Origin of the sequence: Marinicauda pacifica (assembly GCF_004793635.1) — a bacterium.
Classification (GTDB): Bacteria; Pseudomonadota; Alphaproteobacteria; order Caulobacterales; family Maricaulaceae; genus Marinicauda; species Marinicauda pacifica.
In genome coordinates this window covers 270,043-284,381 of the sequence record NZ_SRXV01000002.1, presented here as the reverse complement: position 1 = coordinate 284,381, position 14,339 = coordinate 270,043, and the positions used below count along the sequence as shown (strand labels likewise).

General features: G+C 64.4%; 12 protein-coding genes. 9 read left to right on the top strand and 3 right to left on the bottom strand.

Annotation, left to right across the window (positions count from 1 at the left end):
• The first annotated feature begins 30 nt into the window (after positions 1 to 30).
• The 6 genes from E5162_RS07755 (at position 31) to E5162_RS07735 (ending at position 3,985) form a co-directional block, all read left to right on the top strand.
• Positions 31 to 1,011: a winged helix-turn-helix transcriptional regulator gene (locus E5162_RS07755; RefSeq protein ID WP_135944584.1), complete on the top strand. Its 981-nt coding sequence runs from the start codon at positions 31 to 33 to the stop codon at positions 1,009 to 1,011.
• Positions 1,012 to 1,156: 145 nt separating this feature from the next.
• A complete protein-coding gene (locus E5162_RS07750) occupies positions 1,157 to 2,224 on the top strand; it encodes an NAD(P)H-dependent amine dehydrogenase family protein (RefSeq protein ID WP_206751074.1) in 1,068 nt (355 codons plus the stop codon).
• Positions 2,221 to 2,505 (top strand): nuclear transport factor 2 family protein, encoded by a 285-nt coding sequence (locus tag E5162_RS07745; protein ID WP_158291238.1) that lies wholly within the window; start codon positions 2,221 to 2,223, stop codon positions 2,503 to 2,505. Before E5162_RS07750 ends, E5162_RS07745 begins: the two co-directional genes overlap by 4 nt.
• An 8-nt stretch (positions 2,506 to 2,513) precedes the next feature.
• A complete protein-coding gene (locus E5162_RS14755; protein ID WP_158291237.1) occupies positions 2,514 to 2,669 on the top strand; it encodes a hypothetical protein in 156 nt (51 codons plus the stop codon).
• A 34-nt stretch (positions 2,670 to 2,703) separates the two neighbouring features.
• Entirely contained in the window at positions 2,704 to 3,246 is a 543-nt protein-coding gene (locus E5162_RS07740; protein ID WP_135944580.1) for a nuclear transport factor 2 family protein, read from the top strand.
• 1 nt (position 3,247) lies between these two features.
• Positions 3,248 to 3,985 (top strand): SDR family NAD(P)-dependent oxidoreductase, encoded by a 738-nt coding sequence (locus E5162_RS07735; protein WP_135944578.1) that lies wholly within the window; start codon positions 3,248 to 3,250, stop codon positions 3,983 to 3,985.
• 96 nt (positions 3,986 to 4,081) lie between these two features.
• On the opposite strand, the gene E5162_RS07730 is transcribed toward E5162_RS07735, so the two are convergent.
• Positions 4,082 to 6,391 carry a TonB-dependent receptor gene (locus E5162_RS07730; protein ID WP_135944576.1) on the bottom strand — a complete coding sequence of 770 codons (2,310 nt, stop codon included), beginning with the start codon at positions 6,389 to 6,391 and terminating at the stop codon, positions 4,082 to 4,084.
• Positions 6,392 to 6,710: 319 nt separating this feature from the next.
• Between E5162_RS07730 and E5162_RS07725 the strand changes: the two genes are divergently transcribed.
• Positions 6,711 to 8,252, top strand: a complete 1,542-nt coding sequence (locus tag E5162_RS07725; protein WP_135944574.1) for an EAL domain-containing protein — start codon at positions 6,711 to 6,713, stop codon at positions 8,250 to 8,252.
• A gap of 87 nt (positions 8,253 to 8,339) precedes the next feature.
• On the opposite strand, the gene katG is transcribed toward E5162_RS07725, so the two are convergent.
• Positions 8,340 to 10,595, bottom strand: a complete 2,256-nt coding sequence (katG, locus tag E5162_RS07720) for a catalase/peroxidase HPI (protein WP_135944572.1) — start codon at positions 10,593 to 10,595, stop codon at positions 8,340 to 8,342.
• 359 nt (positions 10,596 to 10,954) lie between these two features.
• Here katG and E5162_RS07715 point away from each other — a divergent pair, with 359 nt between their 5' ends.
• Entirely contained in the window at positions 10,955 to 12,427 is a 1,473-nt protein-coding gene (locus tag E5162_RS07715) for a S10 family peptidase (RefSeq protein WP_158291236.1), read from the top strand.
• A 33-nt stretch (positions 12,428 to 12,460) separates the two neighbouring features.
• Here the strand turns inward: E5162_RS07715 and E5162_RS07710 are convergent, their stop codons facing one another.
• Positions 12,461 to 13,630 (bottom strand): pyridoxal phosphate-dependent aminotransferase, encoded by a 1,170-nt coding sequence (locus E5162_RS07710; RefSeq protein ID WP_158291235.1) that lies wholly within the window; start codon positions 13,628 to 13,630, stop codon positions 12,461 to 12,463.
• A gap of 220 nt (positions 13,631 to 13,850) precedes the next feature.
• Here E5162_RS07710 and E5162_RS07705 point away from each other — a divergent pair, with 220 nt between their 5' ends.
• Positions 13,851 to 14,330: an Lrp/AsnC family transcriptional regulator gene (locus tag E5162_RS07705; protein WP_135944566.1), complete on the top strand. Its 480-nt coding sequence runs from the start codon at positions 13,851 to 13,853 to the stop codon at positions 14,328 to 14,330.
• Positions 14,331 to 14,339: the final 9 nt, after the last annotated feature.

Genomic DNA, 14,339 nt, shown 5'->3' with positions numbered 1-14,339 from the left:
GCCGGGGACGGGTACCCCGCCCGAGATGTGATGGCCGATCGCAAATTCATCCGGACCTGTTCGATCTGGCGCGCGCTCGAGGTTGTCGGCGACACGTCGATCCTGCTGATTCTCGAAGCCAGCTGGCTCGGCGCGCGGCGTTTTGAAGCCTTCCGCAGCCGCACCGGATTGCTCAAGCCGCTCCTGAGCGACCGGTTGAAGCGTCTGGTCGCCGCCGGCGTGCTGGAGCGCAAGCCCTATGCGGACTCACCCAATCGCTTCGAATACCACCTGACTGCCAAGGGCCGCGATCTGTACTGGACCGCGCTCATGATGTTGCGCTGGGAGCGCCGCTGGGGGCCGCGCGAGGGCAAGATCAGCGTGACCCTGCGTCATACGACCTGCGGCAACGAGTTCGAGCCCGTCCCTGCCTGCGGCGATTGCGGCGGCGAGATCAAGGCGCGCGACATGGCCTGGAAAGAGGGTCCCGGCCTGGGGTGGATGACGCCGACCTATTCGCGCCGCCGGCGTCACCGCGACGCGGTTGGCAAGCGTGAAGAGAAATCGGTCCTGCTCGATCACGTCGCCCAGATCACCGGCGACCGCTGGGCGGGCCTGGTCCTGCGCTCCATCTTCACCGGTCTGCGCCGGTTCGACGAAATCTGCGAAGATACGGCCATCGCCACCAATGTCCTGTCCGAGCGCCTGAACTGGCTATGCGAGATCGATATGCTGGAGCTGCGCCAGTATTCCGAGCGTCCCGCGCGCTACGAATACCGGCTGACGGAGAAGGCAATCGACTATTATCCGATCCTTCTCATGCTGCTGCAGTGGGGCGATGCTTATTACCTCTCGCCCGAGGGTCCGCCGCTGCTTCTCACCCACAAGCCCTGCGGCAACAATCTCGCCCCGGAGGTCGTGTGCTCCTCCTGCGGCGAAGCCCTGCGTCCCGAGCAGGTCCGCTTCGAGGTGGCCGGCGGGGACGTGGCCGAAGCTCCGGCTTCCGGGTCTGGCGCCGCGAAAGCGGGCTGACCATCATTCGCTTGCATTAGAGAACCCGCCCTTTATGGTTTCGGTATGCAAGTGAGTGCGTGCCGGCCGGAGTCCTCAACGGACATCGCATTCGAAGGCCGGACGCCTCGCTGAGACCTGACGTCTCGCGCGAGGGAGGACGGATTTGAAAATCATTCAATGGGCGACCGGTGCCATGGGCCGGACCTGTCTGCAGGCGGTGATCGACGCGCCGCATCTCGAACTGGTCGGTTTGTACGTGTACGGAGATCGCAAGGCGGGGCGCGACGCGGGCGACATCGCCAGGCGCGAGCCGACGGGCATAACGGCCACGCGCGATGTCGACGAGATCCTGGCGCTGGACGCCGACGTCGTCATCCATGCGGCGCGCCTGGATCCCCCCTTCGAGCGGCATGACGCGGATATCTGCCGGCTGCTCCGGTCGGGCAAGAATGTGATCAGCCTCAATGGCGGGACCAATCCCGCTCACTGGCCCGAGGCGCGCCGCGCGCAGTTTGAAGCCGCGGGCCGCGAGGGCGGCGCGACCTTCATGGGCGCCGGGCTCAATCCGGGCTTTGCTGCGGAGAAACTTGCGGTACTGGCGACCGGGGTCTGCTCGCGCGTCGACGCCGTCTCGCTCCACGAAGTCGTCGATTGCCGCGCCGTGAAGAGCCCCGAATACGTGTTCGACGTCATTGGCTTCGGTGCGCCGGTCGACCGGGTCGATCCCAACGATCCGGACTGGGCTCCGGCCGCGCTCATGAGCGCGCTGTTCGAGGAAGTCGTGACGCTTGTGACGGCGCGCCTGGGGTGGCGCCCGGAACGGGTCACCACGGCCCACAGGCTGAGGCCGGCCACCACCGATCTCGAGATCGCGGCCGGCACGATCAAGTCTGGAACCGCGGCGCGTATCGACTGGATGTGGCACGCCCATGCGGCTGGGCAGGTCCGGGTGAAGCTCGGCATTTCCTGGACGATGGAGAAGCCGGCGCCGGAGGAAACCGCATCGGGCCTCTGGAATATCAGGATCACCGGCGAACCCGATGTCTCGATCCTGTTCGGCCTGCACGAGCCGGACGGATGGACCGCGCGCACGACCGCCGAGATGCTCGGCGTCGCCGGGGCGGTGACCAACGCCATTCCTCACGTCATCGCCGCAGCGCCCGGGGTGGCCGAAACGCCGCCCTTCGTGGCCTGGCATGCCCCCGAACAGGCAAGGGAGATCGTGGCATGAGCCGCAAGACCGACATCGTCCAGGCCGTCATCGACGCCTGGTGCACCCGCCAGGACATCGACACCGTCCTGTCCCATCTGAGCGAGGATATGGTCTGGCACCACTCGGCCGTCACCGCCCCGCCCAAGGCAGGCAAGGCCGGCGCGCGCGAGTTTCTCACCGCCTACAAGGCCAAGGTGCGCAATCCGAACTGGCGCATGTTCAAGATCGCCGAGAGCGAGGACGCGCTCTTCGTCGAAGGCGTGGACGAGTTCGACACCGCTGACGGCATCACGTCGTGATCCCGTATATGGGCATCCTCGAGTTTGAGGGCGATCTGATCTGCGGCTGGCGTGGCTATTTCGATCGCGGTGTCGCCGACCGCGGCGCGCAGGGCGAGGCTCTGCCCGATTATGCGCAAGCGCTGGTCGACCGGCCCGCCGTCATGCAGGCGCGCACCTCATGACCCCGAAGCCCGACACCCGCAAAGGAGACGCGCAATGACCGACACGCTGGACACCGCTGCGGTGCAGGCTCTGCTCGACAAGCAGGCCATCACCGAAATTCTCATTCGTTATTGCCGCGGCGCCGACCGCGGCGATGCCGACCTCATTGCTGAGGCCTATCACGACGACGCGATCGAGGATCATGGCGGGACCTTCAAGGGCCCCGCGGCCGACTATGTGACGATGCTGCGCAAGGTGCTGCCCCACGCGCCGCGCATGACTCATGCGACCACCAACCTGCTGATCGAGCTCGATGGCGATCTGGCCCGCGCGGAGAGCTATATCCTGACCTTCTCCCGGCGCGAGGAGGGCGAAGGCGAACCGTTCGACAGCCTGACCATGGCGCGGGTTATAGACCGGTTCGAGAAGCGCGGCGGACGTTGGGCCATCGCGCACCGCCGCCTCGCCTGGGAATGGAATCACGAGATGGAGCTGAAGGAGACCTGGGGGCGCGGGGCCATTGCCCCCGATCCCGGCATCCTGGTGCGCGGCGCCAAGAAACCTGACGATCTCCTCTACACCTGGAAATGGAGCTGACATGAAAATCGAAAACTGCGTGGCCATCGTGACCGGTGGCAATCGGGGTATCGGGCTCGGCTTCGTCGAGGAGCTGCTCGATCACGGCGCGAGGCGCGTCTATATCGGCTCGCGCGACAAGGAAGACGGCGAGCAGATCGCGGCGCGCGACCCGGACCGTCTCAAGGCGATCCAGCTTGACGTGACCGATGCAGATCAGGTCCGGGTGGCGGCGAGCGCGTGCTCCGATGTCACCCTGCTGGTCAACAATGCCGGCATGTTCGTCAACGAGCGGCTCTACAAGACCGACGACCCGGACGCGGCGCGCCGCGAGATGGAGGTCAATTTCTTTGGCCTCCTGTCCATGACGCGGGCCTTCGCGCCGGTCATCGAGTCCAATGGCGGCGGCGCCGTGGTCAACGTGCTGTCGGCCGGAGCCATTGTCGGCGTGCCCAATATGGGCGGTTACAGCCCGTCGAAATTTGCCGCCCGCGCGGCGTCCGACTGCCTGCGTGCGGAGCTGGCGCCGATGAATGTCGGCGTTACGGCGCTGATTGTCGGATCGGTCGAGACCCGCATGTCCGAGCATGTGAAGGTCAAGAAGTCCCAGCCGCGCGATATCGGCAAGGCCGGGCTCTGGGCCGTGGCGCACAACGTGGCCGAGCATGACACCGATCCCCATTCCGTCGCCGTGCGTGCGAATCTGGCACGCGATCCAGCCGGGCTGGCGGCTGCGATGGCGGCGCGTCTCGACGCATAGGGGCAAGAAAAAGCCGGGCTGCGTGACGCAGCCCGGCAGGGCGATGCTCGGAGGGAGCAATAGCGGGCCCGCCAGAACTGGCGGGCCCGTTGGGTATTAGAAGGTGGTCGACAACTCGATCCCGTAGGTGCGCGGCGCGCCCAGGCGGGACACCTCGTCGCCGAAGAAGGCGATGATGTTGGTGCGGTAGGTCTCGTCGGTCAGGTTTTTGCCCCAGACCGAGACGCTCCAGTTGCGATCGGCCGGTGCCAGCGAGATCCGCCCGTCCAGAAGGCCATACGCATCTTCGGTCTGCGCATTGTCCGGTGCCCAGTACATCTCGCCGGAGTGGGTGTAGTTGGCCCGCAGGGAGAGCGCGTCCTGCCAGTCCATGAAGTCGAGCGTGAGTTCCGCGCCGACATTGAACTGTGTCTCCGGCGTGCGCTGAAGCTGGTTGCCCGAATTGTCCAGGCCGTTGCCGTCGATGAAATCGATATACTCGGTTTCCAGCACCGTGCCGCCGGCCCACACCAGCAGCCGCTCGCTCGCGGCGAAGGTGAACTCGGCCTCGACGCCAGAAATCTCGGCATCGGCCGCATTATCGGTGATGTTGCACAGGCACCCATCGTCGGTCTGCGTCACCTGCAGGTCCTGATAGTCCATCATGAAGGCGGCGACGTTCAGGCGGGCACGGCCATCGAGGAAGTCGAGCTTTGCGCCGATCTCGATATTCTCCACCGTCTCGGGGTCATAGCCCGCCTGCGCGGCGGCCGGGTTTGCCGGGTCGTCCTCGAAGCCGCCGCCTTTATAGCCGCGCGACCAGGTCGCGTAGAAGAAGGCGTTTTCCATGGGAGAGAATTCGGCCGTGATCTGCGGGGTGATCTCCTCCCACTCCTGGCCGTAATCGGTGGAGAAGCTATCGCCCTCCCGGTAGGTGGCGGCCAGCGGGGTCAGCGCAACCTGGTCGGCCGGGTTGAACTGGTCGCCGCCTTCCACCGCGCGCGCGAACACCGTGCCGGTCTTTTCGTCCTCGGTATAGCGCACGCCGGCAACCACGCGCAGCCAGTCGGTGAACTGGTAGCCGAGCTGGCCGAACACGGCCATGCTCGTCGTCTCCGCATAATTGTCCCAGTGAGACTCGCCCGAGAGCGTGACCAGCACGGGCAGCGGCACCTCGGCCCAGAAGCGGTCGAACTTCTCGACATCGTCTTTCTGGTAGTAGGCACCGACGATCCAGTCGAAGCGGCTGTTCTCCATGTTGGAGACCAGGCGCAGCTCCTGCGTGAACTGGCTGATTTCCTCGCGCTCGTTGACCGGGAAGCTGAACAGGGTCGGCGACAGCACGCCATAGCCATTGTCCGGACCCATGCCTGTCTGGTCGTACAGGTTGAAGGCATGGCCCTGGCGGTAGCCGGTGATGCTGGTCAGGGTAGCGATATCGCCAATGCCCTTGTCGATATCCAGCGCCACGCCCCAGGCCTCGCGCCGCAGGGCCTGCGGGCTTTCATTCGCGTCTCCGGCGTAGCGCGGATGCTCGGGCAGGCTTTCGCGCAGATCGAGCGGACGCCCGCGTGCGGCGCCGACCGCCTCGCGTGCGGCGCTCCACGGGCCTTGCGTTGCCGGATCGGGTCCGTTGATCGCGACCGAATGGAAGCCGTTGGACTCGTCATTCATGTAGTCCACGATCAGGCGGGCACTCAGGTCGGTCTCGTCCGACTGAAAGAGCAACTGCCCGCGCGCCTGAAGGCTCTCCAGATTGTCGAGTTCCCGGTCGTGCAGGATGTCGTGGTTGAAGCCGCCGCGATTGCGCGACTGAAAGGAGATGCGTCCGGCAATCGTGTCGGTCAGCGGTCCGGTCACATGGCCGCGCACCAGCACCTCGTCGTAATTGCCGATGGAGACCGAGACCGCACCGCCTTCTTCAAATTCCGGCGCTGCGGTGATGATGCTGATCGCTCCGCCGACCACGTTGCGCCCCAGAAGCACACCCTGCGGGCCGCGCACGACCTCGACGCGCTCGACATCGTAGAGATCGGCATTGAACAAGCCGGACCGGCCGACATAGACCTCGTCGAGGAATATGCCGACCGACTGGTCCGCCGAAGGCGAATCCAGGCGGGTATTGGTGATCCCGCGAATGTTGAACTCCTGGTCGAGCGGCGACAGCGCGGTAAAGGAGAGCGACGTCACCGAGGACGCCAGGTCCTCGAAGCTCAGGATCCGGTCCTTTTCCAGATTCTCGCCGGTAATGGCCGAAATCGCGATCGCGGAGTCCTGCACGCTGGCCTCGCGTCGCTGGGCCGTTACCTGGATGACGTCCAGAGCCGGGCCGTCACTGGTCTGAGATTCGGTTTGCGCGGTTGCGCCAGTCATGCCCGCCAGGCCCAGAACCAGGGCGAGCGCACTGCCTTGCTTGAATGCTTTCACGGTCTTCCTCCCCGTTGAGCGCGCCCCTTGTCCTCTTTGCGGGACCGGTTTTCAGCGTCGCTTTCGAGATCAAAAGGTAGACCCGAGTTCTAAGGTTCGTCAATGCAAGTGACGTTCGTATAAAAAATCACCTTCCGGATGATGCCTGTGTGCGACAAAAAGGTGTCATATTGAATATAATTCACTTGCGCAAAAGAACCTAAAATGGGGAGCGCTCTGACTCGAACGGCAATTCCGGCGCAACCTGTTTCGCCGAATGCCTTCACTATTCGCTAACAGCAAATAGGTAGGTTCGCCTCCTGCTTGGAGGAGGCCGGGGATGCTCTCTCGCTTTGTCACATTTGCCTTTGCCGCGGCCGACATTCTCATCGAGACGGACGAGGAGGGCACGATCACCTTTGCCTCCGGGGCGGTCGGCGCGCTGAATGTCCGGGACGATCTCGTCGGCAAGCCGCTCGTTTCGCTGGTTGAGCCCGCCTACCGGACAATCCTGAGCCTCGTCGTTGCCCATCATGTAAAGGGACGCCGGATCGGGCCCGTTTCGCTGGAGTTCGCAGGCAGCCCGGTTCAGCTCTCCGGCTGGCAGCTGGAAGACTCCCACGCGATCGGCTGGACCATAAGCTTCAGCCGCGCGCAGGAACGCGAGACGCCGGCCAACGTCCTCGATGAGGAGTTCGGCGCCCTGGTCGAGAGCCGGCGCGCCTCCAAGGAGGCTCTGACCTTCACCTTGCTTGATGTCAGCCGCGCGGCGGATGCGGTAGACAAGGCGTTCTTTTCAACCCTCTCCGAACTGGTGCGCGCCAGTGCGCTGGATGGCGCAGGCGGCCTGGTCGGCGAGACACTTCTGCTGACCACCCAGAAGGGCATGGACGAGACGGTCGAAGTGGATTCTGCCGTGGCCGCGATTTGCGGTCAGTTCGGCCTGGGCAGCGGCCCCATCGAGACGATCACCTTCGAGGACGACCTCACACTGACCGGAGAACAGGTATCTGAGGCCCTGCGAACCGTTGCCGAGCGGGTCAACGCCACGGGTCAGATGCCCGACCGCGTCACGCTCGGCGAAGCGGCCGTCGCGATCGCGCGCGACCGTCAGAAGAATCTCACCGCGCTGACCACCGTGATCCGCAATCGCCGGTTCGAACCTTATGCCCAGGTGATCGTTGATGCGTTGACGGGCGAAGAGGTCGCCTATGAATTGCTGGCCCGGCTCCCGGGCGGCAAGCCTTTCGAGGCCGGGGTGTCGATGGCCGAACGCGAAGGCCTGGTCCGCGACCTCGACCTGGCCATGTTCGACTTTGCCATGGGGTTTCTGAACAACGGGGAGGAACGTCCGCCTCTGGCCGTGAACCTGTCCGGCCGCACGCTCACGGATCTCGGCGCAATGTCACAGATCTGCAAGCGGGTCGAGGCCGCGCGTTTCGACCGGTCCCGCATCTGGTTCGAGGTGACAGAGACAGCGCGGATTTCCGATCTCTCGACCGCGGCAAACCTGATCGCAAATCTGACCCGGCTGGGATGCCAGGTGGCGCTCGACGATTTCGGTGAAGGTGCGTCCGGCGTCTCTTATCTGCAGAAGCTCCCCGTTCAGCAGGTCAAGCTGGAAACCGCCTTTCTGGATGCCGCCGCGACGTCGCGGCGCGCCTATCAGATCGCCGCCATGCAGTGCAAGATGCTCACGACGACCGGCCATTCGATCACCATGGAACGCGTGGAGACCGAGGAGCAGGCCACCCTGGCACGCCGCATGGGCGCCGCCCGGTTGCAAGGCTGGTTCTTCGGCAAGGCCATGCCCCTGGCCAATCTGATAGAAATTCACAAGGTCAGTGCGGTCCGGGCGGGAAAGGTCGAAACCTTCTCCTGATCCGCGTCGCGGCACGGCCCATGACGAAATGACAAAGGGGCGGCTCTTGCGAGCCGCCCCTTTTTTCAATCCCGCGATCTGACGCGATCAGCTGTCCTGATAAAGCGGATGTTTCAGCTCGAAGCGGTCGAGCATCATCACCTTGTCCCAGGCCTTCACAAACGCCTGCACCAAGCGTTCATGACCGTCGCTCGAACTGTAGGTCTCGGCCAGCGCGCGAAGCTGGGCATTCGAGCCGAAGGCAAGATCGACGCGCGTCGCCGTCCATTTGACCTCGCCCGTGCCTCGATCGCGGCCCTCGAAGACTTCCTCGTCCTCGTCGACGGCTTTCCAGATCGTGTCGATATCGAGCAGGTTGACGAAGAAGTCGTTGGACAGAACGCCCGGGCGGTCGGTGAAGACCCCATGCGAGGAGCCGTCATGATTGGCTCCCAGAACCCGCAGGCCGCCGACAAGCGCCGTCATTTCCGGTGCGGACAGGTCCAGAAGCTGGGCCTTGTCGATCAGCATCCGTTCCGACTTCACCGAATAGCGGCCCTTCTTGTAGTTGCGGAAGCCATCGGCGAACGGCTCGAGATAGTTGATGTTCTGCGCATCGGTCTGTTCTGGAAGTGCATCCATGCGTCCCGGCGTGAACGGCACCTCTATGTCGACACCCGCGCCCTTGGCGGCGCGTTCGACGACGGCGCACCCGGCAAGGACAATCAGGTCGGCCATCGAGATGCGCGTGTCACCGCTCTGGGCCGCGTTGAAGTCCTGCTGGATCTCCTCCAGCGCGGACAGCACGCCGGAAAGCTGCTCCGGGTTGTTCACCGTCCAGTTTTTCATCGGCTCCAGACGAAGATGGGCGCCGTTCGCCCCGCCGCGATAATCGGATTTGCGGAAGGTGGAGGCCGAAGCCCAGGCTGCGCCCAGAAGCGCCGACAGCGGCTGGCCGCAGGCCAGGATTTTCGCTTTCAGACCGGCAATGTCGGACGCGTTCACCAGCTCATGGTCGACCGGCGGGATCGGGTCCTGCCAGATCAGTTCTTCTTCCGGCACGGCTTCGCCGAGCAGGCGGTTCTTCGGCCCCATGTCCCGGTGGGTCAGCTTGTACCAGGCGCGGGCAAAGGCGTCGTCCAGCCGCTCGGGATGCTTCACGAAGCGCTCGCAGATTTCCCGGTAGGCCGGGTCGGTGATCAGCGCGATGTCGGTCGTCATCATCATGGGCGGGTGGCGCAGGCCTTCCACGTGGGCGTCGGGCACCATGTCGGCGCCTTGTCCGTCCTTGGGCTTCCAGGCGCGGCCGCCAGCCGGGCTGACGGTCTGTTCCCACTCGAACCTGAACAGGTTCTGCAAGTATTCATGGTCCCAGCGGATCGGGTTGGACGTCCAGGCGCCCTCGATCCCGTTCGTGGTCGTCAGCGCGCCATTGCCCGAACCGTTCGTGTTCATCCAGCCCAGACCCTGGGCCTCGATCGGCGCGCCGTCCGGGGCCGGCCCGACATGGGATTTGGGCGAGGCGCCGTGGCTCTTGCCGAAGGCGTGCCCGCCGGCGATCAGCGCGACGGTCTCCTCGTCATTCATCGCCATCCGCCCGAAGGTGATGCGGATTTCCTGCGCCGAGGACATCGGATCCATGTTCCCGAACGGGCCTTCTGGATTGACGTAGATGAGGGAGGCCTGCGAGGCCGCCAGCGGGTTCTCCAGATCGTAGCTGTCCGTGCCCGGCTCGCCGGTCCAGCGCTTGTCCTGCGTCTCCATCTCGAACTCGGGGCCCCAGTAGGCCGTGTCGTCCGGTTCCCAGGCGTCGATGCGCCCGCCGCCGAAACCGAAGGTCTTGAAGCCCATCAGTTCCAGCGCGCAATTGCCCGTCAGGATGATCAGATCGGCCCAGGAGATCGACGCGCCGTATTTCTGCTTGATCGGCTGGAGCAGGCGGCGCGACTTGTCGATATTGCCGTTGTCGATCCAGGAATTGACCGGCGCAAAGCGCTGCAGGCCTTCGCCCGATCCGCCGCGGCCGTCCGCCACCCGGTAGGTCCCGGCCGAGTGCCAGGCCATGCGGATCATTTGCGGTCCGTAATTGCCGTAGTCGGCCGGCCAGAAATCGTGCGACGTGGTCAGAAGCTCGAAAATGTCCGCCTTGACGGCCTCGAGATCGAGGGCGGCAAATGCGCTCTGATAGTCGAAATCGGCACCCAGCGGGTTGGCCCGCCCGGACTGGCTGTGCAGCAAGTGCACGGGCAGGGCGTCCGGCCACCAGTCGGCATTGGTCGGCCGCGTGCCGATGGCACCGCCGACGCGCTCGCTCTGGATCGGGTCGCGCTTGCCGGAGAAGGGGCATCCGCTTTCATGGCTCATGGTCGAAATCCTCAAGGTTGCTTGGATGTAGAGATGGGGCAACCGAACCCATATTCAAAATTAATAGTTATGATGCGAGCCATTGACTAAGCCGATAGTCATGTGAGGACGGGGATGTTTATCCCTGGATCGGCGAAGCGGGCGGGCGATGCCCGGCGGACTTGCCCGGATGGAGAACCCGGCTGAAAAATGTGCCGATCCCGCAATATCGTGCATAGCTGATACGCGAATCCGCTCTCACGGCATCATTTCGAAACGGACTATCTGCGCGTTTTGGCTAGACTTCAGGCAGCCCGTTCCCGGGTATCCGGGCACGGACAGGTGTTGCGCTTGAAAGGGGATCGCGAATGAAGCCGATCATGAAAACCGGTCTTGCGGCCATGACGCTGGCGTCTCTCGCGCTGGCCGGCGCCGCGGTTGCGTCAGCTCAGGAAGCGACGGACGGCTTCGGCTTCTTCAGCGAACATACCGGCACGTTCAACGGTGAGCGCGTGCGCTACCGCGCGGCGCTTGACGATACGGTGATCGAGACAGAGACCGGCGCACCGGCAGTCCGCTTCGTGTCGACCGCCTATACGCGCCTCGATGTCGAGGATCGCGCCGGACGCCCGGTCATCTTCCTGTTCAATGGCGGCCCGAGCGTCGCCTCGATGTGGCTGCACATGGGCGCGTTCGGCCCGGTGCGCATCGACCCGCCCGAGGATGTCACCGCGCCGGTGCCGCAGACCGACCGTCCGGTGCCCAACCCCTACACCGTCCTCGACGTGGCCGATCTGGTCTTCATCGATCCGCCGGGGGCGGGCTTCAGCGAAATCCTCGACGCCGCCGACAGCCAGGCCCTTCATACCGTGTCCGGCGATGCCCGGGCCGTCGCCCGCTTTGTAGAGGTCTGGAGCCGCGAGCACGGCCGGGAGGCCTCGCCCAAATACGTGGTCGGGGAAAGCTACGGCACGATCCGCGGCGCGGTGATGGCCGGTTTGCTCAGCGAGTCCATGCCGCTCGACGGGCTCATCCTGCTCGGTCAGGCGGTCAACATGATCGAGACCAGCCAGCGCGCGCAGAACACGCTCTCCTATGCCACCAATCTCTCCGCGCTTGCCGCCATCGCAGCGTTTCACGGCGAGGCCGACACGGACGGCCGCTCGATTGCCGAGTTCGTCGACGACGTGCACGCCTACGCCATGACGACCTATCTCGACGCGCTTGTGCGCGGCAATGGGCTGAGCGAGGACGCGCGCGTCTCCATTGCGCGCCAGCTGGAAGCGATGACCGGCATCGATGCTGCCTATTATCTCGAGAACCAGCTCAGGATCACCAAGCGCGCCTTCGTCATGGAGCTTCTCGCCGACGAAGGCCTCATGCTGGACATGTACGATGCGCGCTATTCCGGGCCAGTGCCGGAAGAGGGCAGCCGGGGCTCTGCCCCCTACGGCCCGGTACTCGACCTCCTGCCGCTGGCGCTTGAAACCCACCTCTCCGAAACCCTTGGCGTGACGCTCGATTTTGATGATTACGCGATCCGCGCGCCGCATAGCGGCGACTGGATCTACGAGCCGACCGGCGGCATGGGCGGTCCGTTCGACGACTTCAACTACGATGCCTCGATCGCGCAGGCCATGGAGGCCAACGACGCCTTCATGCTGATGATCGGAACCGGCATCTACGACACCACGACGACGCTGGGGCCGGCCCGCTACCTCGCGGCGCAGGCGGGCTATGACCGCGACCGGATCATCCTGCGAGAATATGAGGGCGGGCACATGGCCTATACCAATGAAGCCGTGCTCGAGCGCCTGACCGACGACGTGCGCGCGCTCGTCAGCCGGGACTAGCGCCGGCCTTGCCGCATCGGGCGCGCCTGGGTTTCAGGCGCTCCTGACCGCCCGGCGGCGCGCATAGAGCGCCTCGTGCAGGCGGGCGAGGCCCTCGTCAAGCCGGTCCGGCGCGACCCCGAAACCGAGCCGGATATGACCGGGCTGGCCGAAGAATTCCCCCGGCGCCAGGACCAGCCCCTGCTGCTTCCACATGTCACGTGCCAGGGCGCGCGTGTCCGTCACGCCCAGAATTTCGGGAAAACAGATACACCCGTAATCGGGCAGGATTCCGTCGATCAGCCCGTCATCGCGCATGGCGTTGAAATGGCGTTCGAGCACCGGGCGTGTCGCGTTCAGAATGGTGCGCCAATGGCTGTCGAACGGTTCGGGCCGTTCGAGGACATGGGCAGCCACGGCGTGGGTCAGCTTGGACACGCCGAACTCGCGGTCGGCATTGTCGCGTGAAATGCGCCGGGCCAGAGCGGGGTCGCACACGATCCAGCCGCAGCGAAGCGCGAACAGGCCGAACACCTTCGTCAGGCTGTTGACCGTGATCACATTGGGAGCCACGCGCGCTGCACACGTCTCCCCGGATTCGCCGGCAAAATCGCCATAGACCTCGTCGACCAGGATCAGCGTCCCGTTGCGTTCGGCCACGGCGGCAAGCTCGGCCAGCTCCGCCTCGCGCATGAGATAGCCGGAAGGATTATGCAGATTGCTGATCAGCACCAGCCGCGTATCGGGCTGAAGCTTGTCGGCGAGATGGTCCGGATCGATCTTCATGCCCGCGCCGTTGCGCGTCAGCGTGTCCACGCGCGCGCCGCGGTCGCGGGACAGGGAATCCAGCACATCGAAGCGCGGCGTCTCGACCAGCACGTGGTCGCCGGGCTTCACTAGCGTATGCAGTACCATGCCGACCGCAGTCGAAGCGCCCGTGGTGCAGACGATCTGGTCTTCGTTCACACCATAGCGCTGCGCCAGCGCGGCGATCACATACGCATTGCCTCGCCCGAAAACGCTTTCGAACCGGTCGCTGACAGGCGTGGTGAAGACATCGCGCACGACGGCGGCGAGCTGATCGGTCGGCTCCTCGATCGTGCTTTCAAACAGGGTGCGGACATGACCGGGCAGGGGCATCATCCGGTAGAGCGCGCGGCTCCAGGCGGCGAAGCTCTCGATGTCGAAGAGCGTATCGGGTAGCGCAAGAGGATGTGAGGACATGGAGCTTCCCGGGTCGCACGGTCCGTTCGGACCGATCATCGCAGGCAGAATCCGGACAAGTCCGGCCAGAAGAGATGCGCAACCTCCGGTTAGACCGTGAAAGCGCCATCGTTGATCTGCATCCTACCCGCCACGGGCTGGAGAAATTTTTGTTTTCTCTCCCGAAATTGCATAGAAGTTGGATAGGACTTGCACATCCATCCGCCAGGAGGAAATTTCGTTGCCCCAAGGTTTAGACGAGATCGACGTCCGCATTCTCAAGGCGCTCCAGGAAGACTGTTCGATTTCCACGGCCGAACTCGCCGACCGGGTCGGGCTGTCCCAGTCACCCTGCTGGCGGCGCATCCAGCGTTTGCGTGAAGACGGCTTCATCCGCGCACAGGTCGCACTGCTCGATGCCGAGAAGCTCGGCTATTCGCTGCATGTCTTCGCCCAGCTCAAGACCTCGTACCTGGCCGACAGCGATCGCGAAAAATTTATTCGTTCGGTCGCGTCCATTCCCGAAGTTGTGGAATGCTATTCGGTGCTCGGCGAACGCGACGTGCTCATCAAGGTCATCGCGCCTGACATCAAATGGTATCAGGAGTTCATCTTCAACACGATCCTGAAGCTTCCCGGCGTCGAGGACATCAGTTCGATCGTGGCCCTGTCCGAGATGAAGCACACCACCGCCCTGCCGGTGCGCGTGACCAAGGAATAGAATATCCGC

What these genes read in the sequence shown, in the direction of transcription:
- E5162_RS07745 (WP_158291238.1), top strand. Translation starts at nt 2,221, where the DNA reads ATGAGCCGCAAGACCGACATCGTCCAGGCCGTCATCGACGCCTGGTGC.
- E5162_RS14755 (WP_158291237.1), top strand. Translation starts at nt 2,514, where the DNA reads ATGGGCATCCTCGAGTTTGAGGGCGATCTGATCTGCGGCTGGCGTGGC.
- E5162_RS07755 (WP_135944584.1), top strand. Translation starts at nt 31, where the DNA reads ATGGCCGATCGCAAATTCATCCGGACCTGTTCGATCTGGCGCGCGCTC.
- E5162_RS07735 (WP_135944578.1), top strand. Translation starts at nt 3,248, where the DNA reads ATGAAAATCGAAAACTGCGTGGCCATCGTGACCGGTGGCAATCGGGGT.
- E5162_RS07740 (WP_135944580.1), top strand. Translation starts at nt 2,704, where the DNA reads ATGACCGACACGCTGGACACCGCTGCGGTGCAGGCTCTGCTCGACAAG.
- E5162_RS07725 (WP_135944574.1), top strand. Translation starts at nt 6,711, where the DNA reads ATGCTCTCTCGCTTTGTCACATTTGCCTTTGCCGCGGCCGACATTCTC.
- E5162_RS07715 (WP_158291236.1), top strand. Translation starts at nt 10,955, where the DNA reads ATGAAAACCGGTCTTGCGGCCATGACGCTGGCGTCTCTCGCGCTGGCC.
- E5162_RS07710 (WP_158291235.1), bottom strand. Translation starts at nt 13,630, where the DNA reads ATGTCCTCACATCCTCTTGCGCTACCCGATACGCTCTTCGACATCGAG.
- katG (WP_135944572.1), bottom strand. Translation starts at nt 10,595, where the DNA reads ATGAGCCATGAAAGCGGATGCCCCTTCTCCGGCAAGCGCGACCCGATC.